The following is a 24711-nucleotide window of genomic DNA, read 5'->3' as shown; positions in this document are numbered from 1 at the left end:
TAGCCTGTTGTCGCCAACCGTTGCCACCTGGCCGCGGCAAGGCTTATGTTGGCGAGAGAAGAATGAGCGCCCAAACGGAGAGCCGATGACTTCGAATCCCGACAACGACATCTACTCCGTCGTCCAACGCTACGCCGATGCCTGGGCCGCGAACGACCTCCAAGGCATCGTCGCGAGCTATCACGACGACGTGGTGTTCCACTACTTTGGCCGCAGCCCGCTCGCGGGCATTCATCGAGGCAAAACAGCCTGCCTGGCGGTCCTGAAGCAGGTGCGCGAGAAGACCAATCGGCGACTCGTGTCCATCAGGGACGTTCTTGCGGGAAACCACTTCGGCCTGGTCATCGCCGTCGAACGATTCGAGCGCAACGGGTCGTCCGTCGAGATCGAGAGACTGCTCAAGTACCGCGTGCGGGACGGCAAGCTGGCGGAGTGCTGGATCTACGATGAAGACCAGCGGCTGGTCGATGAGTACTGGACCTGAGCGCCGCGCGTGGAGGAATGACGATGTCCGGACACCGTATCTTCGCGATGAAGTTCTCCAAGGTTTATCCGATGTACGTCCAGAAGGCGGAGCGCAAGAGCCGGACGAAGGATGAAGTCGACGAAATCATCCGCTGGCTGACCGGCTATACGCAGGCGGGCCTGCAGAAGCAGCTCGACAAGGAAAACGACATCGAGACCTTCTTCGCGCAGGCGCCCGCGATGAATCCGAACACCTCCCTCATCAAGGGCGTGGTGTGCGGCATTCGCGTGGAAGAGATCGACGATCCGCTGATGCAGAAGGTCCGCTATCTGGACAAACTGATCGACGAGCTCGCGAAGGGAAAGGCGATGGAGAAGATTCTGCGGCAGTAGTCGTTCCACCGCCTGGCGCCGGGCGTTTCCCGGCTACAATGACGCCCTTTCCGACCATCATTTCATTGAGGGGGACAGTCATGATCGGCTACGTCACGCTCGGCACCAACGATTTCCAGCGCGCCACGGGCTTTTACGACCAGTTGCTCGGCGTCATCGAAGCGAAGCGTGCATTCAGCACCGATCGCATGGTGCTGTGGGCATCGCCGAAGCCCGGCCGCCCGCGTCTCGGCGTCATCAAACCTTACGACGACAAAGCTGCATCATCGGGCAACGGCACGATGGTGGCTCTGAGCGTCGATGGACCTGCGGTCGTGGATCAGTTCCACGCCAAGGCGCTCGAACTCGGTGGCGCTGATGAAGGCAAACCCGGTTCGCGTGGCGGCGGTTTCTACGGCGCCTACTTCCGCGATCTCGACGGCAACAAGCTGTGCGTCTTCTGCATGGTCAAGGAATGAGGGCGTTCGGTTCCTTGCGCCACGCGAGCCGCGCAGTGCTGGCGCTGCTCGCGTTGCTTCCCCACTTGGCAGATGCGGAGAAGGTGGCGATCACCTTCGATGATCTGCCGGTGAACGGATCGTTGCCGGCGGGCGTCACGGAGGCAGACATCGTTCGTCGCGTTCTGCCGATCTTCGCGGAGCGCGGGCTGCCGCCGATGGTCGGCTTCATCAACGCAAGGAAGCTCGAGGGCAATCCTGCGGGTGCGGAGGCGCTGCAACTCTGGATGGCCGGCGGGCAGCGCGTTGGAAATCACACGTACGGCCATATCGATCTGACGACGAATTCCCCCGAGGCTTTCCAGCGCGAGATCGATCAGAACGAACCTGCCCTGCTACTGCTCGCTGCGGATACGCAGTGGCGCTGGTTTCGCTACCCGTACCTGCATGAGGGCGACACGACCGAGAAGCGTCGTGCCGTGCGCGACTACCTCCAGCGACGCAACTACACGATCGCGCAGACGACGCTCGACTACGAGGACTACCTGTGGAACAGCGCTTACGCACGCTGCGTCGACAAGAAGGACGACAAGGCGGTTGCGTGGCTGCGATCGAGCTACATCGAAACGGCATCGGCGTACCTGGATGCGAACCGTGAGATGGCGAGGATCGTGTTCGGGCGCGAGATCAGCCACGTGCTGCTGTTGCATCTCGGCGCGTTCAGCCCGGAGATCCTGCCTTCGCTGTTCGATCTGCTGCGTGCAAAAGGCTTTGAACCCGCGACGCTCGAAGAGGCGCAGAGCGACGCGGCTTACCGCAGTGATCCGGATTACGTTTCGACCAACACCGGCACGCTGCTCGAGCAGCATATGGATGCGAAGAAGCTTCAGTACCCGCGCATTCCGCCGAAGGCGCGCAAGGAGCTGGCGGCGATCTGCATGTGATGCGGGTGTGGGTCCGACTTTAGTCGGACGTCATGCGAAGCACTCCGGCCGGACTGCGTCCGGCCAGCGCCTACCGGCGTAACGTCCGGCTAAAGCCGGACCCACAGCCGGATGGATTCCCGCTTTCGCGGGAATGACAGTGACACGCTACGACGACGGCGTCGCCGGATCGCTGTGCCGGCGCAGCCAGTCGATCTGCATCTTGAAGTAGTCGGGCTCGTAGCCGATCACGCGGCGATGGCCGTCTTTGTCGGTTTCGAATCTCAGGATGCCGTGATCGGCGTCGGGATAGATCAGGTAGTCGACCGGCTTGCCGCGTCGCTGCAGCTTCTGCAGTTCCTCGATCGTCCATTCGGTCGGCATACTCGAATCGGCACCGCCGAAGATCCAGAAGCTCGGTGATTCCAGGGCAGCGAGCGTCGGCACCGGGTCGTAGAGACGGTCGATGAATGGCGTCTCGAGCCGGCCGAACTTCCACCAGAAGTGCAATCGCACGAACCACAGCGGCATCTTCGTCTCGGTGAGGAATCCGATCTGCGAATCGCTGCCCTTGACCACGTCGTACCAGGGCCGGTCACGCGCTTCATCGAGCATCCGGCCGAGCTCGCTCCAGCGATTCTGTCCACGGTCGTAGATGTCGGAGACGACCGCATCGATCTTGTCGACCTCGGCGATCGCGTCGGCACCGAAACCCTTCTGCTGCAGGGCGTACACGTACCCCCAGCGATCTTCGCCGGTCACCGGCACCATGGGCCCGTATCCGATCAGCACGCTGCGAATGTGCGCGTCGCGTGCAGCGGCGAGCGGGGCGATCCAGCCACCCTGGCTGAATCCCGCGAGATGAACGCGTCCGCCGTCGATGCCCGGCTGGTCGCGAAGCCATTTCACCGCAGCGAGCACATCGCCTGCGAGCACACGGAAGTTCTGCGAGTACTCGCCTTCCGATTCGCCCGTGCCGCGCTTGTCGAACACGAGTGAAGCGAAACCGTTCGCGGCGTAGATGTACGGCTCGGCGTAGAAGTCGACAGCACTGTAGTCCTCGGAGCCGTGAACGACGACGACTGAGGGACACGGACACTGCGCGGCAGGCGTGACGAGCTTTCCGCGCAGCGTGAGCTCGCCGCTCGTGAACTCGACGATCTGCTCCGGAAGCTTCACGATCGGTGCGCGCCGGGGCTCGAGGCCCGTCTGCTCCCAGAGCAACGCTACCGGATGATCCTGGGCATCCATTTCGAACGTGAACTTGTTATACGGCGGTTCGCGTTCGGCCCAGCCGCGCCCGCCTTCGAAGAGATTCACGCCCGTGGGCCAGAGCGCTCCGCTTTCACCAGACATCGTTCGATAGCGCAGCACGCCGCCATCGCGGGGCGCGATGAAGACGAAGGAACCGTCATCGAGAGAGTAAGCGCCGCTGTAGCGTGTATCCGCGGGCTCGGGACGAGTCGTGACCCAGGCGACTACACCGCCGATGATCATCAACGCCACTATCGACCAGAGGGTTTTCTTGCGCATGCGCGGGCGACTTGTTGGGGGGCGTCATCCCCGCGCAGGCGGGGATCCATCTTTGCTCAAGAGACATGGACTCCCGCGTACGCGGGAGTGACGAGTAAACGCCTTCGCAGAGACACTAGGAACCCTTCCTGGCCTCGACGAGCAGCCACTCGACGCTCGCAGGAGTTTCAGCCGTCACCGGCGCATAACGGAACGACGCGACCCAGGCCGTCAGCGCCTGTTGCAGACACTCGGGCCCCTCGGCGGGCCGGATGTTGTCTGTCTGTCCGCTTTCAAGCACCGTGAAGTCGACGACGACGCTGCTGGTCGCCGTGCACGTCGCCGGCAACTGGAGCGGTGCCGAGCGAATCAGCTTCAGGTCGGATTGAGGGAAGGCGGACTTTTCAGGCACCGACTGACAGGCCGTCAGGCCGACGGCGAGCGTCGACACGGCCATGAGCGAACGGAGTGCAGGGGCTGTAATGCGCATGGGCCGATACTACGCCGCCCCCGACCGCCTTTTGAACCCTCAGAATGAAGAAGGGCGGCCCGGAGCCGCCCTTCTCGCAATGATTTGCCGATCCCTTACCTGCTGCCCGCGACCTTGCGCTCGTCGGCGGCGGGTTCGTCGGCCACGCCGAGACGCTTGTGCATGAGCGGGCTCGTCGTCGTGTATTGCAGGTGGACCTTCTTGCCCGGCTCCAGATATTCCTTGATCGCGAACGCGGCGAGCGCGCCCTCGTGGAAGCCCGACAGGATCAGCTTCTTCTTGCCGGGATACGTGTTCACGTCGCCGACGGCATAGATGCCCGGGATATTCGTCTGGAATTTTTCCGTGTCGACGTTGATCTGCTTCTTCTGCAGATCGAGGCCCCATTCGGCGATGGGCCCAAGCTTCGGGCTCAAACCGAAGAAGGCGAGCGCCTGGTCGGCATCCACGCGACGAACCACGCTGTCGCCGCCCTGCACGCTCACTGACTTGAGCACGCCGTCGACGTGCGTACATTCCTTGACGGTGCCGATCAGCACGTCCGCACGATGCTCGTCGCGCAATGCGTAGAGCTTCGCGACCGATGCAGGCGCACCACGGAACTCCGGACGACGATGCACGAGGACGACGCTGCGAGCGTGATCGACGAGCGTCAGTGCCCAGTCGAGCGCCGAGTCGCCGCCGCCGAGGATCAGCACGTCCTGATCGGCGAACGCGCGAGGATCCTTCACGCGGTAGTGGAGGTACTTGCCCTCGAGCTCCGCTGCGCCCGGCACATCGAGCCGGCGCGGCTGGAACGATCCCACGCCGCCTGCAACTACGACAGCACCAGCATCGAACACAGTTGCGGCGCTCGTCACGACGCGGAACCGGCCATTCTCCTGGCGTTCGACCTGCGTGACTTCCTGGCCGAGATGCAGACCCGCGCCGAATGGCTTGATCTGTTCGAGCAGGCGATCAGTGAGTTCCTGGCCGGTGCACACCGGCACGGCGGGAATGTCGTAGATGGGTTTGTCCGGATAGAGCTCGACGCACTGTCCGCCCGGTGCTTTCAACGAATCGACGACATGCGCCTTGAGACCGAGCAGGCCGAGTTCGAAAACCTGGAACAGGCCGCACGGGCCGGCACCGACGATCACGACGTCGGTGTGGATCGGATGACGCTCGAACTTAAGCGCGGAGTCGCTGTGGGTAGCCGTCGACGACACGGGGAATCTCCATGATTGAAACAGGGGCCTGGCCGGCGGCGGGCTGGCCCAGAGTCGGGGTGAAGCCGGCGGCATCGAGCAGATCTTTCTCCGCGAGCCACTTCCGGTTGAACAAGCGGGACTGATACTTCGCGCCGGTGTCGCACAGGATCGTCACGATCGTGTGGCCTGGCCCGAGGCGACGGGCGATCTGCAGCGCCGCAGCGACGTTGACGCCGCTCGTGCTGCCGAGGAAAAGACCTTCATCGCGCAGCAAGCGATACACAGTGCGTACGCATTCGACGTCGGTGACGTGGATCGCATCGTCGATCGGTGCGCCTTCGAGATTCGCGGTGACGCGGCCGATACCGATGCCTTCGGTGATCGAACCTGGTCCCGTGGCTTTCAGTTCGCCATTGCGGAGCCAGTGATACAGCGAGCTGCCTTGCGGATCGGCGAGCGTGATGCTCACTTTGCGGCCGCGATCGTTCAGCTGCTTCTTCAGGAAGCGGGAAATGCCGCCGAGCGTGCCGCCCGTCCCGGTCGCTGCCACGAATGCATCGATGCGCCCGCCGGTCTGCTGCCAGATCTCCGGGCCGGTGGTCTGTTCGTGGGCGTCGCGATTCGCGGTGTTGTCGAACTGGTTGGCCCAGATCGCATCGGGCAATTCCGCCGCGAGACGCGCCGCGACCTTCTGGTAGTGATTCGGATCCGAGTAGGGCACCGTCTTCACGCGCAGCACTTCAGCGCCGAGCGTTTCGATCATCTGGTACTTCTCGTTCGACTGGTTGTCCGGCATCACGATGATGCAGCGATAGCCGCGCGTGTTGCAGACATGGGCGAGGCCGATGCCGGTATTGCCGGCCGTGCCTTCGACGACGGTGCCGCCGGGCTTCAGCCGGCCGCTGCGCTCGGCTTCGTCGATGATCGCGCGAGCAGCGCGGTCCTTGACGGAACCGCCAGGGTTCATGAACTCGGCTTTGCCCAGAATCTCGCAGCCCGTCTCTTCGCTCAGCTTGTTGAGACGGATGAGCGGCGTGTTACCGATGGCGTCGGCGAATCCGTTGCGGATGCTCATGCCGAAAGCCTCCCCTCGTTGGTAAATGCAAGTGCCGAGATCTCATCGCCGCGCTGACCGTTCGCATTGAACCAATGCAGCGCATCATGCAGACGCGTGACTTCGCCGACGATCAGGAGAGCCGGCGATTCGATACGGGCTTCCCCTGCCTTGTGGACCAGGTCCGCAAGCGTGCCGGTCACGACGCGCTGCGTGGCCTGAGTGCCGTGCTCGATGATCGCCGCGGCACGTTCGGCGGGAACGCCGCGCTCGCGCAGCCGGGCAACGATGCTCTCGAGATGGCCGAGGCCCATGTAGAACACGACTGTCTGGCCGGGACGGGCGAGCAGATCCCAATCGACCTTGTCCGTCTCGCCCTTGCAGTGGCCGGTGACGAACGTGAGTGACTGGGCGTAATCGCGATGCGTGAGCGGGATGCCCGCGTAGGCTGCGCAACCTGCGGCTGCTGTGATTCCAGGCACGACTTCGAAGCGAATGCCTTCGGCTGCCAGCGTTTCGAGCTCCTCGCCGCCGCGACCAAAAATGAAAGGATCGCCGCCCTTCAGCCGGCAAACGCGCTTGCCCTGGCGGGCGAGCTTCACGAGCAATGCATTGATCTGCTCCTGCGACGCGTGCGCATCGCCGGGTGCCTTGCCGACATAGATGCGCTCGGCGTCGCGGCGTGCGAGATCGACGATCTGCGTCGACACGAGCCGGTCGTAGAGAACGACATCGGCATTCTGGAGTGCGCGCAGCGCACGCAACGTGAGCAGGCCCGGATCGCCGGGACCGGCGCCGACCAGCACGACTTCGCCTACGGGCTTGGCGCTTTCGCTCGCGGCACGCAGCGATTCCTCGACTCGTGCTTCGACAGTAGCCGCATCGCTGCGCCCCGCGAGCAGATCGGACGCCAGCGGACCATCGAAGAATCTTTCCCAGAAGCGACGTCGCGCAGCGGGCTCCTCCACACGCGCCTTCACCGCCGGCCGTAATTTGCCAGCGAGCTTCGCGAGCACGCCAAGACGTTGCGGAAGGAACGTCTCCAGCTTCTCTCGCAGCCGGCGAGTGAGCACCGGTGCATCGCCGCTGCTTGCAACCGCGACCACGACCGGTGAGCGATCGACAATGGCAGGCACGATGAACCGCGACAGCTCACGATCGTCGACGACGTTCACAGGAATGTTGCGGCGCTCGGCCTGGTGCGCGACCCACGCGTTGATCGAATGCTTGTCCGTCGCCGCGATCGCGATGCGGGCGCCGTTCAGGTGTTCGGGCTGAAATTCAGCGGCGAGGTGCACGATCGACCCCGCGGCCGCCAGGCTGGCAAGGGACTCGATCAGCTCGGGAGCGACGACCGTGACTTTCGCGCCGGTCCGAAGGAGCAGATCGATCTTGCGGGCCGCGACCTCCCCGCCGCCGACGACCACGACGGGCTCGTCTGCGAGTTTCAGGAAGATCGGGAAGTAGTCCATGGAACTCAACCGGCCGCGAGCAGCGCTAAGGCGCCACAGCGCGTCGAGGCTCGACCTTGATCGGGATCACGCGGCGACGCGGCTGCAAACCGCATTCACGCGACTCCGGATTCTCCCACCACCAGCGGCCGGAGCGCGGATCGGCACCGGGCTCGACGGCACGCGTGCAGGGTGCGCAGCCGATGCTGGGATAGCCTTTGTCGTGCAGCGGGTTGTACGGAAGATTGCGCGCCTTGATGTAGGCCCAGACGTCTTCTTCCTTCCATTCGAGCATCGGGCTCACTTTCCAGAGACCGTAGCGATCGTCCCACGCGATCTGTTCGCCGTGAGCGCGCTCAGCCGATTGTTCGCGGCGAACGCCCGTCACCCAGGCCTTGTGACCCGCGACCGCGCGCCGGAACGGCTCGATCTTGCGGATGTGGCAGCACGACTGGCGCTCTTCGAGACCGAGGTAGAAACCGTTGATGCCGTTCTCGCGCACGTACTGCTCGATCTGCGATGCATCGGGAGAGAAAACCTGGATGCGACGCTGGTAGCGGCGCTCGAGACGATCCAGCAGCGCCAGCGTCTCGTCGGGAAGGCGGCCCGTGTCGAGCGTGAAGATCTCTATCTCGGGGGCATAGGTCGCCATGATGTCCGTGAGCACCATCGCTTCGGCACCGAGGCTGTTCGAGTAGACGACGTCCTTGTAATCGAGCACTGCGCGCTCGAGGAGCGCCCGCGTGCCCTGCACCAGCGCTTCGAGACGCGGCGACAATTCGTCGGCGCTGGCGAGCGTGTTGGCGTTTGAACTGACGGTGGTCATGAACTTCTTCTTGCGACGGTCCTTAAGTAGGGTCTGGCGGGAAAAACCGGATGCCCGGCTATCACCGTCGCCAAGGACTCTAGCTAACCGGCTTATAACCAGGGAAAGACCCATTTGTTCTGTCATGATGCGGGCGCGTTATGACTTTTCGACGCCCCTTCGGGTAGATTCAAGTCCATGAAATTACAACAATTACGCTACCTGGCGGCGATCGCCGAAAACGACCTGAACATCACCGCGGCGGCGGAACGGCTGCACACTTCCCAGCCGGGCGTCTCGAAGCAATTGAAGCAACTCGAGGACGAGCTCGGATTCCCGATCTTCCTGCGCCAGGGGCGCAATCTGACCCGGGTCACACCGGCCGGAAAACGGGTGATCGAGCGGGCCCAGCGGATCCTGAAAGAGGTCCAGAGCATCAAGCGCCTCGCCGACGAGCAGAAGGGCGACGGCCGGGGCTCGCTGTCCATCGGAACGACCCACACGCAGGCGCGGTACGTCCTGCCACCCGTGATTCGTAAATTCCGCGAGCGCTATCCCGACGTCGAGCTGCACCTGCACCAGGGCACATCCGAGCAGATCGCCGATATGGCGGCCCGCGATCGCATCGATTTCGCGATCAACACGGGTTCCCAGGACCTCTTCTCCAACCTCGTCCTGCTGCCGTGCTACCGCTGGCATCGTCGCATCGTCGTGCCCTACGGCCACCCACTGGCGAACGAGTCGAAAATCACGATCGAAACGCTCGGCAAATATCCGATCGTCACGTACGTCTTTGGATTCAGTGGACCCTCTTCATTGCAACAGATCTTCGCACGCGCGGGCATCACGCCGCATGTCGCGCTCACCGCACGTGACGCCGACGTCATCAAGACCTACGTGCGCCTCGGCTTCGGCGTGGGCATCGTCGCCAGCATGGCCGTCGATCCGCGCGAAGACGCGGATCTCGTGTCGATCGACGCTTCACACCTCTTCCCATGGCACGTCACCTGGGCCGGCTATCCGCAGGGCGCCCTGCTGCGTGGCTACATGTATGAGTTCCTGCAACTGCTCGCACCGCATCTCAGCAAGCGACTCGTGGACCGGGCCGGTAACGCGGCAACCCCGCAGGATGTCGAAGGGCTGTTCGCGGATGTGGAGTTGCCGGTATATCGATGAGAGGAAGGAGATGGCGGATAGCGGATGGCGGATAGCCGGATCGGCTGTCGCCTCCGGAAGATTCTGACCATCAGCTGAGCTACGTCCATGGAACCAGATCGTCCAAAGTCTCGATCACTCAAACCACTGCGCTCGCTGTGGCCATACCTGCGCGCTTACAAGAAGACGCTGGCGCTGGCGCTTGGAGCGTTGTTGATTGCGTCGGGCGCGATGCTTGTGCTGCCGCTCGCGTTCCGCGGCGTCATCGACCAGGGCATGGTCGTTCAGGATCGCGCGACGATCGATCTCTACTTCATCGCGTTCCTGGGTGCGGCGGCCGTGTTCGGGCTTTTCGCGGCGCTGCGCTTTTATCTGGTGACGTGGCTCGGCGAACGCGTCGTCGCGGATCTGCGTTCCGATATCTATCAGCGCGTGATCCGGATGGACCCGACGTTCTTTGAAGTCACGCGCACGGGCGAAGTGCTTTCGCGACTGACGACGGATACGACGCTGGTGCAATCAATCGCCGGCGTGAACCTGTCGATCACGCTGCGATCGTCGATCCAGCTCGTGGGGGCACTCGTGCTCCTGGTCGCAACCAGCCCATCGCTCGCGGGCATGATCCTGTTGCTGATTCCCTTCGTGATCGTGCCGCTCATCGTCGTCGGGCGGAAGCTGCGAACACTCTCTCGCCAGGCTCAGGACAAGGTTGCCGATACCAGCGGGCTCGCGGGAGAAACGCTCAACGCGATCCAGACCGTGCAGGCATTCACGCTCGAGCAGCTCAACAGCGCGCGATACGGGAAAGCAGTCGAGGAATCGTTCGTCGTCGCAATCAAGCGCACGAAGGTTCGCGCAGTCCTCACCGCAGTCGGAACGATGATGATCTTCGGTGCGGTCACGTTCGTGCTGTGGCAAGGCGCGCACCGCGTGCTTGCGAACAGCATGACCGGTGGCGAACTGAGCCAGTTCCTGATCTACGCGGTGTACGTCGCCATCTCGGCGGCATCGCTCAGCGAAATGTGGGGTGAAGTGCAGCGCGCGGCGGGCGCGATGGAACGCCTCGTCGAGCTCAAGAACGCGACACCTGCCATCGTCGCACCGGCCAACCCGCAACCATTTCCCGCGGCGGCCACCGGCCACATCCGCTTCGATCATGTTTCGTTCCGCTATCCTTCGCGACCGGACACGCAGGCGCTGGAGAATTTCACGCTCGATATCCAGCCGGGCGAGAACGTGGCGTTCGTCGGCCCGTCCGGCGCGGGCAAGAGCACGACATTCCAGTTGCTGCTGAGGTTCTATGATCCCGCCGCCGGGCGAATCGTCGTCGATGGCGTGAACATTGCGGACGCGAAGCCTGAGGACGTTCGTCAGCGCATCGGTCTCGTGCCGCAGGAAACAGTGCTGTTCGGCGCGAGCGCGCGGGAGAACATCCGCTACGGCCGCCCGAACGCGACGAGCGAAGAGATCGAAGCCGCTGCGCGAGCCGCGGGCGCGGACACGTTCATTCGGCAGCTGCCCGAAGGCTACGACACGTTCCTGGGCGAACGCGGCACGCGACTCTCCGGCGGTCAGCGCCAGCGAATCGCCATTGCACGCGCACTGCTCAAGGACCCGCCCATCCTGCTGCTCGACGAAGCGACGAGCTCACTCGATGCGGAGAGCGAACGCTACGTGCAGGAAGCTCTCGAGCGGCTGATGGAACACCGCACGACGATCATCATCGCGCACCGGCTCGCAACGATTCTGAAGGCCGACCGCATTGTGGTGCTGGACCACGGCCGGATCACCGCGATCGGCACGCATGCGCAATTGCTGGCGACAAATGAGCTGTACGCGAGACTGGCGGCGCTGCAGTTTGCGGATTTTGAGCCAGGAAGCGGTGAGCTGCGAGCTGTGAGCCAGGGGCTCGGGGGGTAGGCAACATTGCCGCCTCATCGCTCGCCGCTCGTAGCTCCTCTTCATCTCCTCCCCGCCCCCAACCGATTCCCTCCGTCGACGATCACGAACTCGCCTGTGACCGTCCGCATCCCGGTGAGCAAGCTGATCACCACATCCGCCACATCCTCCGGCGTGCTCGTCGTCTGCAGCGCCGAGTTGCCGGCGTAGCGGGCGCGGGCTTCTTCGTAGCGATCGCCGATCGCGCCTGCGAGCCAACGCGTTTCCACGAAACCCGGGCACACGGCGTTGACGCGGATCTGCGGACCGAGCGCCCGCGCAAGACCGATGGTCATCGTGTTCATCGCGCCTTTCGATGCGGCGTAGGCGATCGAAGTGCCGATGCTGTCGATGCCGGCACGCGACGAGACATTGACGATGGAGCCGCTGCCCTGCTTGCGCATCGCTGGCTCCACGGCACGGATCATCTGGAACGCACCCACTACGTTGACCGCATAAATGCTCTGGAAATCGGCTGCGCTCAGCGCATTCAGGTCGGAGTGATTGAAAACGACTTTGGTCGTCCCGGCATTGTTGATGAGGCCATCGATGCGGCCCCACTTCTCGAGTGCGGCATCCGCCATGCGGCGGCAATCGGCGTCCTCCGCCACGCTGGCTTTCACCAGCAGCGCTTCGCCGCCCGCCTTCTCGCACCCGGCGGCAGTCGCCTTCGCCTCGGATTCGCTCTTGGTGTAGTTGATGACGGTGCGCCAGCCGCGACGCGCAAGCTCGATGGCACATGCGGCGCCGATACCCGTCGCCGATCCCGTCACGATACAGACTGCTGCACTCATCAGATCCCCCGGGTCCGCGTTGATTCTCTGCTGCGACCGGCAGGATCTGTCCGCCCACTGTCAGACGTTCACGCTATCCGTTCAGGCGCCAGATCATGAAGTTCAGCGCGGTCGCAAAACCGACCCACGCAGCGTACGGGACGAACAGCCAGCTCGCCACTGTGCTGTAGCGGCGCGCGGTGACAATGAATGCAAAGATCGTCGCCAGCAGCAACGCGATGTCGACCAGCGCGAGGCCTGGCCGATGCACGCCGAAGAACAGGAACGACCACATCCAGTTGAGCAGCAACTGCGCGAACCAGAATTGCACGGCGAGCGCCATCCGGCCGCTCGCACGCCACACGAGCCATCCTGCGATGGCGATCAGCACATACAGCACCGTCCACACCGGACCGAACACTTCGTTCGGTGGATTCCACGACGGTTTTTCGAGGTGTGCGTACCAGCTGCCCGGCTCGAACAACGCACCAGTCGACGCGGCGACGGCGACGAGCACGATGAAGACCAGCAACGAGGGCAGACGGCTGCGCTTGAGAGCAATACTCGACATGACCAGTGCTGCATGGGAGTGACATGCAGTAAGCGCGCAGGGAACAGGCAAGGTTCCGCGTAGGACGCGGCCTTCCCTCGGCGCGGACCTCAGCTCCGCTGCAGAATCCACCCCGTAAGCAGATCCACGAACTGCTGTCGTGCGGCCGGGACTTCGTTGTGCACCTCGTGCCTCAATCCGGGGTAGATCTGCAGCTTCTTGTCCGTCGCAGCGAGAAGCCCGAACAACGCGCGCGATCCCTCCGCGGGTGCAATGGCATCTTCCTCTCCATGGACCACCAGCGAAGGCAACGTGATGGTTGCGGCGGCTTCACGCGCGTCTTCACAAGCAGCGGCGAACTCCACGATGAGACGCAAACTCGCGGTCGGCGGAATTCGCGGATCCGAGGCGTAGGCTCGCTGCACGCTTTCGTCCGTCGAGATCCTAGTGCTGTCGAGACCCAATGGGATGCGCACGCGCGGCACCAGCCACGAGAGGAACCTGAAGAAGGGATTCAGCGGATTCGTGCCGCGACGAAAGATCTCGAGCGAGTTGCTCGTCGTGATGACGCCTCGCACGGGAATCTGCGGATCGGACGCCGCCAGCAGTGCCACGAGCGTTCCCATGCTGTGGCCCCAGAGAAAAAGAGGCAGTTGCGGATGCGCGGCCCGGACGGCGCGAATCAGCAGGTTCAGATCGTCGACGAAGTCGTCGAAGCGATCGACGTGCGTGCGCGTGCCTGCAACTTCGCCATGGCCCCGCTGGTCGTACGCCAAGCTCGAAATCCCACGCCTCGCCAGCTCTTCCATGATCGGACGATAGCGGCCGGCGTATTCGGCAAGACCATGAACGATGATGAGGATCGCCCTGGGCGACGCGGCATCGGCACGGAAGCCGGGCAGAGAGGTGTCGAGGAGTGATGGCACGCGGGTCCCCCGGAGTCGTTCTTCTTGGGGGGAGGATGCATTGAGGGGAACCCAGCAAGCAACTAGCCAGCTCGTCATCCCCGCGAAAGCGGGGATCCATGCCCTGGAACAAGATGGATTCCCGCGTGCGCGGGAATGACAGAGGGTTCAGCCCGCGCGACGCGCGAGGCTCAACCCCGAATCGACAGCGCCCTGGTAGGCCACCGAGAAATCATCGAACGCCTTGATCGCGTCTTCGAAGTTCGCCGTTTCCGGCAGCTCGAACGCATCGAAACCGCAACGGGCCATGTAGAAGAACTGGTCGCGCTGGATCTTGCCGACCGCACGCAGTTCGCCCGTGAACTTGTAGCGCTTGCGCAGGAGCTGCGCCTGGCTGTACCCGCGCCCTTCGGCGAGGCCGCCGAACTCGAGTGCGACGAGCGAGACCCTCAGGAAATCGTGCTCCAGGGCCGCGACGGGATCGGTCGGTCCGAGGCGGACGCCGAGCTTGCCGTCCCACAGCCACCAGCGATCACGCTCTTCCTTCCAGCGGGCGAACGGCAGGATCAGGGCGCGCTGACGGCCGACGGGATCTTCGTCCGCGTAGCGCCACTCGTCGACGATGACTTCACGCTGCTTGATGAGACGGCGCATACACACGGGCCTTGAAAGGTTTGACGCCAACGCGGCGGAAGGTGTCGATGAAGCGCTCACCCTCTTCGCGTTCGCTGATGTAGACATTGAGAATGCGGTCGATCGTTTCGGCGACGTCGTCATACGCGACGGACGGTCCGATCACCTGGCCGAGGGCCGCATCGGGACCCGACGCGGAACCGCCGAGCGTGATCTGGTACCACTCCTCGCCGTTCTTGTCGACGCCGAGAATGCCGATGTGGCCGACGTGGTGATGGCCGCAGGCGTTCATGCAGCCCGACATCTTCAGCTCGATGTCGCCGAGATCGTAGAGATAGTCGAAGTTGTCGAAGCGCTCGTTGATCTGCTTCGCGATCGGGATCGAGCGCGCATTCGCGAGCGAGCAGAAATCGAGACCCGGGCAGCAGATCATGTCGGTCAGCGTGCCGATGTTCGGTGTCGCAAGATCGAGCAGCTTGAGCGACTGCCACAAGCTGTAGAGATCGCGCTGGCGCACGTCCGCGAAGATCAGGTTCTGGTCGTGCGTCGCGCGCACCATGCCGAGCGAATACTGATCGGACAGATCGGCGACGCGGTCCATTTCGGCTTCGGTGATATCGCCGGGTGGACGGTTCGGCGACTTGAGCGAAAGGAAAACGGCGCGGTAGCCCGGGACCTTGTGACGCTTCGTATTGCGCTGATACCAAGCACGGAATTCGGTGGGCTTGCCGGAAAGCACATCTTCATCGGCGAGCGTTTCGTACTTCGGCGGCGTGAAGAACGCGGAGATGCGCGCAAAACCCTCGGCGTCATGCACCGGGGCGAAATCGCGCGATGCCTGCCACTCTGCTTCCACCATCTCGGCGAACTTCTCCGGCCCGACGGCTTTCACGAGCACCTTGATGCGTGCCTTGTGAATGTTGTCGCGACGGCCTTCGAGGTTGTAGACGCGCAGGATCGCTTCGAGATAGCTGAGCAGTTCATGCTTCGGCAGGAACTTGCGGATGACGTGCCCGATCATCGGCATGCGGCCGAGGCCACCGCCAACGAGCACTTCGAAACCGACTTCGCCCTGATCGTTGCGCACGAGATGCAGACCGATGTCGTGCACCTTCGATGCGGCGCGATCCTGCGGCGAGCCCGTCACAGCGATCTTGAACTTGCGCGGCAGGTACGAGAACTCTGGATGCAGCGTCGCCCACTGGCGGATGTATTCGCACCACGGACGCGGATCTTCGACTTCATCGGGCGCAATGCCGGCGAGATGATCCGCCGTCACGTTGCGAATGCAGTTGCCGCTGGTCTGGATCGCGTGCATCTCGACGCTCGCGAGCAACGCGAGAATGTCTGGCACCAATTCGAGCTTCGGCCAGTTGTACTGCAGGTTCTGGCGCGTCGTGAAATGACCGTAGCCCTTGTCGTACTCACGCGCGATGCGCGCGAACATGCGCACCTGGCGGCTCGACAACAGCCCGTAAGGGACGGAAACACGCAGCATCGGTGCGTACTTCTGGATGTACAGGCCGTTGCGAAGGCGCAGCGACCGGAAATCGTCGTCGCTCAGCTCACCGGCGAGAAACCGTCGCGTCTGGTCCCGGAACTGGGCGACGCGCTCGTCCACAAGTCGTTGATCGATCTGGTCGTACTGATACATAGGCGCAGGACTCTAGCCCCCGCCCCGACGGCCTAGAAATATGGTTTGGATATGTGCTGATACCGGGATGTCACCCCGGCGGCCGTCATCCCCGCGAACGCGGGGATCCACCTTGCTGAAGGGCATGGATTCCCGCTTTCGCGGGAATGACGAGCAGGTCAGGCGGCTGGCTCGGGCTTGCGGCGGCGAACCAGCCCTTCCTGGGCCGTCGACGCCACTAACGTCCCGTCCCGACTGAAAATACTGCCGCGGGCGAAGCCCCGGGAGCTGCTCGAAGTCGGGCTGTCGAGCACGTAGAGCAGCCACTCATCCGCCCGGGCGGGGCGGTGGAACCACATGGCGTGGTCGATGCTGGCCATCTGGAGATTTTTGGGGCCCACAGCCAGGCGGGCGTCCATGACGGCCGTGCCCAGGAGGTAGTAGTCCGAGGCGTAGGCCAGCAGGCAGCGGTGCAGGACCTCGTCGTCGGGGACCCGGTCGACCGCCCGGAACCAGATGCGCATGCTCGGCTCGCGGGGGACTTCCGCCGTCGGATCGGGCAGCAGGGCCGGCCGGAATTCGAAAGGCCGATCGTGCGCGATGAAAGGTCGCGGCCGATCCGGAGCCTTCTTCTTCATCTCTTCGACCGCGACTGCCATATCTGGAAGCGATTCAGGACCCGGCACGTCCGGCATCACGCCCTGGCGATCGACGCCCTCCTCCTGCACCTGGAAAGAAGCCGACATGTGAAAGATCTGCTCGCCGTGCTGGATCGCGACGACGCGGCGGCTGGTGAAGCTCGCCCCGTCGCGACTGCGGTCGACTTCGTAAACGATCGGATGATCCGGATCTCCCGCCCGCAGGAAGTACGCATGCAGCGAATGCACACCGCGGTTTTCGATCGTCGCATACGCAGCCGCAAGCGCCTGCCCGAGCACTTGCCCGCCGAAGACGCGATGGTGCCCCGGATCGCGACTCTCACCGCGAAACAGATCGAGCTCGAGACGCTCGAGCCGCAGGACCTGAAGAAGATCGGCTAGAAGGGGATTCATAAGGAGGAAGCGGTTAGCGGTTGGCGGTTGGCGAGAAAGAGGGATGCAACTCGCGACCGGTGGAATGCGGTGACCGTGCAGCATGCGGCTGCTGCCTTTCCGATTCTGAACTAACCGCTGACCGCCAACCGCCAACCGCTGCTGTCTTAGTCCGGAACTCCCAGTCTTTTGTGCATGATCGGGCTCGTCGTCGTGTATTGCAGCGGCACTTTCTTCGCCGGGTTCAGGTGGTGCGCGACGGCGAACGCAGCGAGTGCGGCCTCGTGGAAGCCGGAGAGGATCAGCTTCTTCTTGCCGGGATACGTGTTGATGTCGCCGATCGCGAAGACGCCGGGAATGTTCGTCTGGAATTTTTCCGTGTCGACCAGGATCGCGCGCTTGTCGATGTTCAGGCCCCACTCCGCGATGGGACCGAGCTTCGGATGCAGGCCGAAGAACACCAGTGCGTGATCGGCTTCGAGGTCCACGATCTCACCATCGTTGCGCTTGACGCGTACGCCCTGGAACTGACCATCCGTCGCGATTACCGACTGCGCAATCGCTTCCACGTACTTGATGCTGCCGTGCTCGACGAGATCGCGCATGCGGGAAACAGATGCCGGCGCAGCGCGGAACTCCGGGCGGCGATGTACGAGCGTCACGCTGCGCGCCTTGCCTGCGAACTCGAGCGTCCAGTCGAGTGCGGAATCGCCGCCGCCGAAGATCACGAGACGCTTGCCGGTGAACTCAGCCGCGCTCTTCACCTTGTAATGAATGCGCGTGCCTTCGAATGCTTCACCGCCTTCGACACCGAGCCGGCGCGGCTGGAACGAGCCGAGGCCGCCTGCAATGATCACCGTGCGGGCGTGGAAGCGCGTGTCCTGCGAAGTGCGCAGCAGGAACGTGTGGTCTTCGAGAATTCTCAGTTCGACCACTTCTTCGCCGAGATGAAACTGGGCATTGAAGGGCTTCGCCTGCTGCAGCAGGCGATCGACGAGCTCCTGCGCACCGCAGACGGGCAGCGCTGGAATGTCGTAGATCGGCTTCTCCGGATACAGCTCACTGCACTGACCGCCCGGATGCTTGAGCGAATCGATGATGTGAGCCCGAATCCCCAGGAGCCCCAGCTCGAAGATCTGGAACAGCCCGCAGGGCCCCGCGCCGACGATGACAACGTCGGCCTGAATGGCGCCGTCGACGGCGGCCGGTACAGCAGCTTCGCTCAAGAATCGTCTCCGTCAGAGGGATTTTCCGCGCTATTGCAGCGCAAGACGCGGCGGGATTCTATACGAGCAAACGCTTCCGCGTCGCGGGGAGACGGCTCTGGTCATTCCCGCGCAGGCGGGAATCCATCTGGACTCCCGCTTTCGCGGGAGTGACAAACATTACCCTCCGACCGTCGGATCACAGCCGCAGGCTCACTTCCGCGAAAACCTTCGTTTCCCGCTCACCCTCGACGTCGGTATGCGTCAGGGGTTTGGCCACTTCCAGATAACCCGCCACCCGCCCCCATTCGAGTGCGAATCCCAGGCCAGTCGTAGCAGCGGATTCACGGCCCGACTGATCCTGCTTCCAGGCGGCTCCGAAATCGTAGAAGCCATAGAGCGACGTCTTGCCGATCGCGGCGCTCGGGCCGGTCAAGTCGCGGCGCAGTTCCAGTTTCGCGCCGATGCCCTGATCGCCCGCGATCTCCGTCACTTCGAAGCCGCGCCCGAGCCGCTCGCCGCCGATCTTGTAGCGCTCGGTATCGGGAAGGACGTACGCCGACTGCTGGCCGAGGGCATCGACGCGCACCGTCCATTGATCGGCGAATCGGGTGAGCTGCGTGTACTGCATGCGCATCAACAGGAAATCGAGGCGACGCTGGTCGGTCTGTGGGTTGCGCGCTTCGAGGTGGCTCCCGAATGCATCGAGCCCCTGCCGAAATTGCATGGAGAGCAGGCGCTGAGTCGTCGCGCTGCTGCGCGTCGATGAGCGGCCACCGATTTCCAGAACACGCAGCTGCTCGTCGCGCAGCCACTCGCCCTCGCGAGTGATCTCGAGATTGTCGACGTCGAAGCCGCCGCTGACCGTCAGCGTGCGGCGCTGGGTCGAGCTCAGCGGATGATTCACACGCATCGATGTTCGGTCCCGATCGTAGACGTCGGGACGATCCGGCTGTTCGTGCGGATTGGATCGCGATGCAAACGTGCTGCCGGTCAGATGCGTGCCCTGCTCACCGATCGGCAGGTCCATGAACAAACCGCCGCCGTGGTACTCCTCGTAGTCGGTCGCCGAAGAAGCGAACAGGCCGAGTCGCTCGTTGCGCCCGAGAAGGTTGTTGGCCGTCAGCTGCGCGAGCGCGAACTCCGGTCCGATCTGTCGCGTGCCCCGATTCGTGAGCTGTACCGTTGCTTCGAGCGGTTTGTACTGCGCATCGATCACGAGAGCGAACGTGTTCGGCCGCTCCTTGTCGCGGCGCATGCTGGCACGGAATTCGAGCCCCGGCAGTTCACGCATCCGCTGCAAAGCCCGCTGCAGCTGGTCCGACCGCAACGGAACCCGGCTGCGCAACTCATCGACGAGCTGCTCGATCGTCCGCACGTACGGCCCCGCATTGCCTTCAACTTCGATGCCGCTCAGTCTCGCTTCGAAGACCTCGATCTGCAGCACGCCTGAACCGATGAGATCGTTCTGCAACCGGAACTCAGGGCGCGAATAGCCATCGCGCATATACATCGCTTCGATCTCGGCGATGATGTTGCGGGCACTCTCGCTGCTGATCGGCTGACCCAGCTGCTCGCGATACACCGGAAACAATGCGGCGGGTGAATAGGCAGTGACGCCGTCGATCACGGCTGCGGAGAGTGCTGGATTTTCGGCGTGTGAGGAATGCGTCCACAACGCACACGCCATTATGACAAGCGTGGTCACGCGATTTGACGGAAGCTCTCGGCGACGAGAGTTATGCAAGATCATGGCGGGCGCATCGTGTTGAAGGACGCGCATCGTCGACGAAACTTCGCTGCGATGCTGCGATGACCCTCACATCCGCTCAGCCGCGCGCTCATTACTCTAAGCGGCGTTTGCTGACCGGGGAATGAGGGGCACACATGATTTCGTTCTTTCGTCGCGGAGCGCCGGGCGGCACTCTGCGATCGCATGCGTTTGCGTTCTTCGCGCTGCTCGCGCTTTGCAATGTCACGCACGCGCAATCCGGAGGCGACATTGTCGTCGGCGCCGTGCACGGCACGGCCACTGCAACGATGGCCGGCTCGACTGCGCCTCTGGCCGTCGGCTCAATCCTGCAACTGCCCGCGACGATTCGTACGGGCGCGGACGGCGCAGTTGAATTGCGCCAGGGCGCGACCACCATCGCCGCAGCCGCAAGTACCGAACTCGAGATCCCGCAGAGCGCCGCCAACGAAGGACTGATCGAGCGTGTCATCCAGATCCGCGGCAACGCTTTCTACAACGTGGCGAAACGCGAGAAGACACGGCTGCGCGTCGAGACGCCGTACCTCGTAGCCGTCATCAAGGGCACGCAGTTCAACGTCGCTTCGCAGGAGAGCGGCACAACCATCGCGCTGTTCGAAGGTCGTCTCGAAGTGCGCGCCGACGACGAAAGCGACGTGATCGACCTGAACGCGGGCGAGATCGCCATTCGCAATCGCAATGACGTGAGCATTCGTGTGCTGCGCATGACTGCCGTTCGCAATCTTCAGGGCCAACCGGGTGCCACTGGCGTAAGTGACGCGGCTGCCGCGAACCAGCCCGCGCAATCTGGCGCCGCGGGTACGGTCGACATTGTGTCGTCCCTGCCTTCATCCGCAACGGCCGACGGAGCTGGCAGCGATTCAACTGAAATTCCCGCCCTCGGGGATTCGGGCAGCAAGGGGAGCAGTGCTGTCGATGCGACAGTGGCTGTTGGTGCGGGCAAAGCAGTCACCGCCGAAGTCTCTGCGGGAATCGATGTCGGCAACGCCGTTGCAGCCGGCACGAGTGTTGAACTCACTGCGGGCGGCGCAACCGCCTCCGTCGGTGCCGACGTGGGTCTCGGCGGCGGGAACGCTTCAGCGGCTGTGGACGCCAGTGTAAGTCTCGGCGGAATCGAAGCAGGCGCGAATATCGGCGCGGCAGTTGATCTCGGTAGCGGCAGCGTCGCTGCGACAGTTGAAACGAGCACTGCACTGCCAGTTGTGGACACCGTTGCTTCCGCCGGCGCAGCCATCGATCTCAGCGCCACATCCGGTGCGAGCGCTGCGATTGATATCGGCGCGCAGGGACCCGGCGCAACGGATGTTGGCCTTGCAACTGACGTCGGCCTCGACAGCGGCGGTGCAGGCGTCAGCCTCGATTCTGGCGTTGCAGCGGCCGGCTCTGACGTCTCCCTCGGACTCGACGCCGCCGCGGGCCCTGACACATCCGTCGGTGTCGACACGAGCATCGATACTGCAATCGTCGATGCGGGCGCGACTGTCGATGTCGGTGCGGGCGACGTGGGCGTTGACGTCGACGTCGGCGGCGTAGTCGACGTCGGTGTCGATCTCGGCACTGGCACGATTGACCTCGATATCGGAGGCGGCGACACGGGCGGCGGCCTTCTCAACGGCTTGCTCAACCGCGGCAAGAACTGATGAACCGTCTGCGGGAACACGGCTGGTGGCTGATCGCCCCTGTGGTTCTCGCAGCCGTACTGCTGCTGCGAGCCAGCGGTTACCTGGAGCCGCTGGAGAATGCCGCCCGGGACGCGCGCTCGCAGGTCCTGCAGCACGAAGTCGACTCTGACATCGTCGTCGTCGGCATCGATCCAGAGAGCCTCGCCGATCTGCAGCAGTGGCCCTGGCCGCGGCGCTATCACGCGCGGCTACTGGAGCGCATCGCTGACGCGCAGCCGAAGGCGGTATTCATCGACATCGACTTCAGCGCCCACTCGGATCCCGAAGACGACGCTCTGCTCGAAGCCGCGCTCTCGCGGTTCGACAAGCGGCACATCGTGCTGCCCACCTTCATTCAGCGCACAGCTGACGACGACACGCTCGCGATCACGACACCGCTCGAGCGATTCTCGCGTCACGCGACACTGGCGGGAGTCAATCTCGCGGAACCGGGTGCCGACAGTCTCGTTCGCGGAGTGAAGACAACCTGGTCGATGCTGGATAGCGAAGTGCCTTCCGCCGTCGCATTCATGGCGAATGTCGATCTGCCCCCGCAGAGCACGATCCCGATCGACTTCTCGCTCTCGCCCTCCTCCTTCGAGTTCATCTCATACGTCGATCTGCTCGCGGGACGCGTACCTGCCTCCGCGCTGAAGGACAAGACCGTGCTCGTTGGCGCAACCGCGGTCGAATTGAACGACATGGTCCCGGTCCCTGTGTACCGGTCGTTGCCCGGCGTTGTCGTTCAGGCGCTCGCCATTCAGTCGGTGCGCAGCGGCGTGCCGATCTCCACTCCCGCCTGGGTTGAATTGCTCGTGCTCGCCCTGGTGGCCACGGGCAGCGCCGCGTACTTCGCCGCGCATCGATGGCGTCACAATCTCATCGCGCTCGCAGGTGGACTGCTGGTTGCAGCGCTTGCGTGGACTTGGCTGTCCGCCGGCACCGGTCTCTCGATCGAGTTCGTACCGCTTGCGTTGATTGCAGTGGTGACGTTCGCGGTGATCACCCTGCGCAGTCTCGATCGGGAAACGTGGCGCGCGATGATCTATTCACTCGGGCTCAAGCGTCGCGATGCGCTGCTTCGCAGCGTGGTCGAGTCTTCGGCGGAGGGAATCCTGTGTATTGATCGGCGGGGTACGATTCGCACTGCCAACGCGGCGGCAGCCCAGCTCTTCGGCCGCAACCCACAGGACCTGATCGATCAGAGCCTGCGCCGGTTCATTCCGTCGCTGCCGACGCAATCCAGCGGCGAACTGCAGCCGCGACGACTGCTGGAGATCGAAGCGCAGCGCGATGGCCATCCCTTCGCCATCGAAGTATCGATCAGCCCACTCGATTTCCCGGACGAAGCGCTCTTCACCGCAATCGTCCGGGATGTCACCGAGCGCCAGGTACAACAGCGGGCGCTGCAGTACCAGGCGACGCACGATCCCCTGACGTCGCTGCCCAACCGCACGGCGCTGAGCTCCTACCTGAGTGCAGCGTTGCAGCGCACCCGCTCAGATGAATCAGTGGCTCTGCTGATGCTCGACCTGAGCCGCTTCAAGGAAGTGAACGACACGCTCGGCCACGCCGTCGGTGACCAGGTACTCAGCGAGGTGGCACGGCGCTTCGAAAGCGTAAGCTCCAGCGGATTCATCGCACGCATCGGCGGCGACGAGTTCACGCTGGTCTTCGATCGGATCGGCGACATCGGCGAGATCACCCGAACGGCGCTCGCATTGAACGATTGCCTGCGCTCGCCCATCCATGTCAATGGCATCGCGATCGACGTGGGCGTCAGCATCGGGATTGCGCTGTTCCCCCAGCACGCCGACACCAGCGATGCGCTGCTCAAGAATGCGGATGTCGCGATGTACGCGTGCAAGCGTCATGGCAGCGCGTTCGAGCTGTACGATCCGACGCTCGACCAGCACAGCGTTCGCCGGCTCACGATGGTCAGCGAACTGCGCCAGGCCATCGAAACAGGTCAGCTCAGCCTTCACTACCAGCCGCAGATCAATCTGCGCAGCGGACACGCTGACAGCGTAGAAGCACTGCTGCGATGGCGTCATCCACAGCTCGGCCCGGTGAGTCCCGCGGAGTTCATCGGCGTTGCGGAAGCGACCGACCTCATCAAGCCGCTGACGTACTGGACGTTGCGTGAGGCGCTGACCCAGGCTGCGAAGTGGCAGGCACAACAGTTCAGTACGCGTATCGCCGTGAACCTCTCGGCGCGTCTGCTTCAGGATCATGACTTTCCAGGGCAGCTGAAAGCACTCTTGCATGCGCACCGTGCAGAGCCGCGCCTGCTCGAACTGGAGATCACCGAAAGCGCGATGATGGCGGATACAGACCGTGCGCTGAAGGTCATCCGCGAGCTGCGAGAACTCGGCGTGATGATGTCGGTCGATGATTTCGGTACCGGGTTCTCATCGCTCGGCTACCTGCGTGACCTGCCCGTGCATGCGCTCAAACTGACAAGTCGTTCGTCATGCACATGCTGGACCGCGATCGTGATCGGATCATCGTCGACTCCACGGTGCAGATGGCGCATGCGCTGCGCCTGCAAGTCGTAGCGGAGGGCGTCGAGACGCGGGAGCACGCCGTCGCGCTCGCCGCCGCGGGCTACGACTACGCGCAGGGCTATTTCTACAGCCCCGCTCTCGCCGCGGATGCGTGTCGCGATTGGATGAACGACTTCAATATGGGCTCCGTCACGCCGCTCTCGGCGGCGCGCCGAGCCGGGTGACTGGC

21 protein-coding genes and 1 pseudogene are annotated in these 24711 nt (G+C 63.5%); 8 read left to right on the top strand and 14 right to left on the bottom strand.

What is annotated here, in order from left to right; translation table 11 throughout:
- Positions 1 to 85: 85 nt before the first annotated feature.
- The 4 genes from HNQ60_RS12065 to HNQ60_RS12050 all read left to right on the top strand — a co-directional run bounded on the left by HNQ60_RS12065 (position 86) and on the right by HNQ60_RS12050 (position 2239).
- Positions 86 to 484 carry a nuclear transport factor 2 family protein gene (locus HNQ60_RS12065; protein ID WP_184332087.1) on the top strand — a complete coding sequence of 133 codons (399 nt, stop codon included), beginning with the start codon at positions 86 to 88 and terminating at the stop codon, positions 482 to 484.
- Between the two features lie 23 nt (positions 485 to 507).
- Positions 508 to 858 carry a DUF2200 domain-containing protein gene (locus HNQ60_RS12060; RefSeq protein ID WP_184332085.1) on the top strand — a complete coding sequence of 117 codons (351 nt, stop codon included), beginning with the start codon at positions 508 to 510 and terminating at the stop codon, positions 856 to 858.
- An 80-nt stretch (positions 859 to 938) separates the two neighbouring features.
- Complete coding sequence (locus HNQ60_RS12055; RefSeq protein WP_184332083.1) at positions 939 to 1316, top strand: VOC family protein; 378 nt, start codon at positions 939 to 941, stop codon at positions 1314 to 1316.
- A complete protein-coding gene (locus tag HNQ60_RS12050) occupies positions 1313 to 2239 on the top strand; it encodes a polysaccharide deacetylase family protein (RefSeq protein WP_184332081.1) in 927 nt (308 codons plus the stop codon). Before HNQ60_RS12055 ends, HNQ60_RS12050 begins: the two co-directional genes overlap by 4 nt.
- 147 nt (positions 2240 to 2386) lie before the next feature.
- Here HNQ60_RS12050 and HNQ60_RS12045 read toward each other — a convergent pair whose 3' ends face one another.
- From HNQ60_RS12045 to HNQ60_RS12020, 6 genes are all read right to left on the bottom strand, one after another.
- Complete coding sequence (locus HNQ60_RS12045; RefSeq protein ID WP_184332079.1) at positions 2387 to 3751, bottom strand: alpha/beta hydrolase family protein; 1365 nt, start codon at positions 3749 to 3751, stop codon at positions 2387 to 2389.
- A 115-nt stretch (positions 3752 to 3866) separates the two neighbouring features.
- Positions 3867 to 4220, bottom strand: a complete 354-nt coding sequence (locus HNQ60_RS12040) for a hypothetical protein (protein WP_184332078.1) — start codon at positions 4218 to 4220, stop codon at positions 3867 to 3869.
- A gap of 95 nt (positions 4221 to 4315) precedes the next feature.
- Positions 4316 to 5428 carry an NAD(P)/FAD-dependent oxidoreductase gene (locus tag HNQ60_RS12035; protein ID WP_221304164.1) on the bottom strand — a complete coding sequence of 371 codons (1113 nt, stop codon included), beginning with the start codon at positions 5426 to 5428 and terminating at the stop codon, positions 4316 to 4318.
- The gene (locus tag HNQ60_RS12030) at positions 5391 to 6485 is read right to left on the bottom strand and encodes a cysteine synthase A (RefSeq protein ID WP_184332074.1); all 1095 of its coding nucleotides are present in this window, start codon (positions 6483 to 6485) and stop codon (positions 5391 to 5393) included. Before HNQ60_RS12030 ends, HNQ60_RS12035 begins: the two co-directional genes overlap by 38 nt.
- A complete protein-coding gene (gene cysG / locus HNQ60_RS12025) occupies positions 6482 to 7936 on the bottom strand; it encodes a siroheme synthase CysG (RefSeq protein ID WP_184332072.1) in 1455 nt (484 codons plus the stop codon). Before cysG ends, HNQ60_RS12030 begins: the two co-directional genes overlap by 4 nt.
- A gap of 25 nt (positions 7937 to 7961) precedes the next feature.
- Positions 7962 to 8741, bottom strand: coding sequence for a phosphoadenylyl-sulfate reductase (locus HNQ60_RS12020; RefSeq protein WP_184332070.1), 780 nt, complete (start codon positions 8739 to 8741; stop codon positions 7962 to 7964).
- 177 nt (positions 8742 to 8918) lie between these two features.
- On the opposite strand from HNQ60_RS12020, the gene cysB reads away from it, so the two are divergent.
- Positions 8919 to 9896: an HTH-type transcriptional regulator CysB gene (gene cysB / locus HNQ60_RS12015; protein WP_184332068.1), complete on the top strand. Its 978-nt coding sequence runs from the start codon at positions 8919 to 8921 to the stop codon at positions 9894 to 9896.
- 87 nt (positions 9897 to 9983) lie between these two features.
- Positions 9984 to 11795 (top strand): ABC transporter transmembrane domain-containing protein, encoded by a 1812-nt coding sequence (locus HNQ60_RS12010; protein WP_184332066.1) that lies wholly within the window; start codon positions 9984 to 9986, stop codon positions 11793 to 11795.
- Positions 11796 to 11836: 41 nt separating this feature from the next.
- On the opposite strand, the gene HNQ60_RS12005 is transcribed toward HNQ60_RS12010, so the two are convergent.
- The 8 genes from HNQ60_RS12005 to HNQ60_RS11970 form a co-directional block, all read right to left on the bottom strand.
- Positions 11837 to 12607: an SDR family NAD(P)-dependent oxidoreductase gene (locus HNQ60_RS12005; RefSeq protein ID WP_184332064.1), complete on the bottom strand. Its 771-nt coding sequence runs from the start codon at positions 12605 to 12607 to the stop codon at positions 11837 to 11839.
- A gap of 73 nt (positions 12608 to 12680) precedes the next feature.
- Positions 12681 to 13157 (bottom strand): TspO/MBR family protein, encoded by a 477-nt coding sequence (locus tag HNQ60_RS12000; RefSeq protein ID WP_184332062.1) that lies wholly within the window; start codon positions 13155 to 13157, stop codon positions 12681 to 12683.
- Positions 13158 to 13246: 89 nt separating this feature from the next.
- Positions 13247 to 14062: an alpha/beta hydrolase gene (locus HNQ60_RS11995; protein ID WP_184332060.1), complete on the bottom strand. Its 816-nt coding sequence runs from the start codon at positions 14060 to 14062 to the stop codon at positions 13247 to 13249.
- Positions 14063 to 14209: 147 nt separating this feature from the next.
- Positions 14210 to 14695, bottom strand: a complete 486-nt coding sequence (locus HNQ60_RS11990) for a DUF934 domain-containing protein (RefSeq protein WP_184332058.1) — start codon at positions 14693 to 14695, stop codon at positions 14210 to 14212.
- Positions 14670 to 16328, bottom strand: a complete 1659-nt coding sequence (locus HNQ60_RS11985) for a nitrite/sulfite reductase (protein ID WP_184332056.1) — start codon at positions 16326 to 16328, stop codon at positions 14670 to 14672. The genes HNQ60_RS11990 and HNQ60_RS11985 overlap by 26 nt, the downstream gene beginning before the upstream one ends.
- A 158-nt stretch (positions 16329 to 16486) precedes the next feature.
- Complete coding sequence (locus tag HNQ60_RS11980; RefSeq protein ID WP_184332054.1) at positions 16487 to 17359, bottom strand: acyl-CoA thioesterase; 873 nt, start codon at positions 17357 to 17359, stop codon at positions 16487 to 16489.
- 146 nt (positions 17360 to 17505) lie between these two features.
- A complete protein-coding gene (locus tag HNQ60_RS11975; RefSeq protein WP_184332052.1) occupies positions 17506 to 18564 on the bottom strand; it encodes an NAD(P)/FAD-dependent oxidoreductase in 1059 nt (352 codons plus the stop codon).
- Between the two features lie 178 nt (positions 18565 to 18742).
- Complete coding sequence (locus HNQ60_RS11970; RefSeq protein WP_221304163.1) at positions 18743 to 20221, bottom strand: ShlB/FhaC/HecB family hemolysin secretion/activation protein; 1479 nt, start codon at positions 20219 to 20221, stop codon at positions 18743 to 18745.
- Between the two features lie 209 nt (positions 20222 to 20430).
- Here HNQ60_RS11970 and HNQ60_RS11965 point away from each other — a divergent pair, with 209 nt between their 5' ends.
- Both HNQ60_RS11965 and HNQ60_RS11960 read left to right on the top strand, forming a co-directional pair.
- The gene (locus HNQ60_RS11965; protein WP_184332048.1) at positions 20431 to 21954 is read left to right on the top strand and encodes a FecR domain-containing protein; all 1524 of its coding nucleotides are present in this window, start codon (positions 20431 to 20433) and stop codon (positions 21952 to 21954) included.
- A pseudogene (locus HNQ60_RS11960) lies at positions 21954 to 24706 on the top strand (EAL domain-containing protein). The gene HNQ60_RS11965 and the pseudogene HNQ60_RS11960 overlap by 1 nt, the downstream one beginning before the upstream one ends.
- Positions 24707 to 24711 lie beyond the last annotated feature (5 nt).

It is taken from the genome of Povalibacter uvarum (genome assembly GCF_014202975.1).
GTDB classification, from domain to species: Bacteria; Pseudomonadota; Gammaproteobacteria; order Steroidobacterales; family Steroidobacteraceae; genus Steroidobacter; species Steroidobacter uvarum.
This window is presented reverse-complemented; position numbering and strand designations above follow the sequence as displayed.

Bases quoted from the DNA above. Each gene is read 5' to 3' on its own strand.
- HNQ60_RS11985 (WP_184332056.1), bottom strand. From the start codon at position 16,328: ATGTATCAGTACGACCAGATCGATCAACGACTTGTGGACGAGCGCGTC.
- HNQ60_RS11965 (WP_184332048.1), top strand. From the start codon at position 20,431: ATGATTTCGTTCTTTCGTCGCGGAGCGCCGGGCGGCACTCTGCGATCG.
- HNQ60_RS12000 (WP_184332062.1), bottom strand. From the start codon at position 13,157: ATGTCGAGTATTGCTCTCAAGCGCAGCCGTCTGCCCTCGTTGCTGGTC.
- HNQ60_RS11980 (WP_184332054.1), bottom strand. From the start codon at position 17,359: ATGAATCCCCTTCTAGCCGATCTTCTTCAGGTCCTGCGGCTCGAGCGT.
- HNQ60_RS12050 (WP_184332081.1), top strand. From the start codon at position 1,313: ATGAGGGCGTTCGGTTCCTTGCGCCACGCGAGCCGCGCAGTGCTGGCG.
- HNQ60_RS12020 (WP_184332070.1), bottom strand. From the start codon at position 8,741: ATGACCACCGTCAGTTCAAACGCCAACACGCTCGCCAGCGCCGACGAA.
- HNQ60_RS12005 (WP_184332064.1), bottom strand. From the start codon at position 12,607: ATGAGTGCAGCAGTCTGTATCGTGACGGGATCGGCGACGGGTATCGGC.
- cysG (WP_184332072.1), bottom strand. From the start codon at position 7,936: ATGGACTACTTCCCGATCTTCCTGAAACTCGCAGACGAGCCCGTCGTG.
- HNQ60_RS12045 (WP_184332079.1), bottom strand. From the start codon at position 3,751: ATGCGCAAGAAAACCCTCTGGTCGATAGTGGCGTTGATGATCATCGGC.
- HNQ60_RS12055 (WP_184332083.1), top strand. From the start codon at position 939: ATGATCGGCTACGTCACGCTCGGCACCAACGATTTCCAGCGCGCCACG.
- HNQ60_RS12040 (WP_184332078.1), bottom strand. From the start codon at position 4,220: ATGCGCATTACAGCCCCTGCACTCCGTTCGCTCATGGCCGTGTCGACG.
- HNQ60_RS12010 (WP_184332066.1), top strand. From the start codon at position 9,984: ATGGAACCAGATCGTCCAAAGTCTCGATCACTCAAACCACTGCGCTCG.
- HNQ60_RS12060 (WP_184332085.1), top strand. From the start codon at position 508: ATGTCCGGACACCGTATCTTCGCGATGAAGTTCTCCAAGGTTTATCCG.
- HNQ60_RS12065 (WP_184332087.1), top strand. From the start codon at position 86: ATGACTTCGAATCCCGACAACGACATCTACTCCGTCGTCCAACGCTAC.
- cysB (WP_184332068.1), top strand. From the start codon at position 8,919: ATGAAATTACAACAATTACGCTACCTGGCGGCGATCGCCGAAAACGAC.
- HNQ60_RS11990 (WP_184332058.1), bottom strand. From the start codon at position 14,695: ATGCGCCGTCTCATCAAGCAGCGTGAAGTCATCGTCGACGAGTGGCGC.
- HNQ60_RS12030 (WP_184332074.1), bottom strand. From the start codon at position 6,485: ATGAGCATCCGCAACGGATTCGCCGACGCCATCGGTAACACGCCGCTC.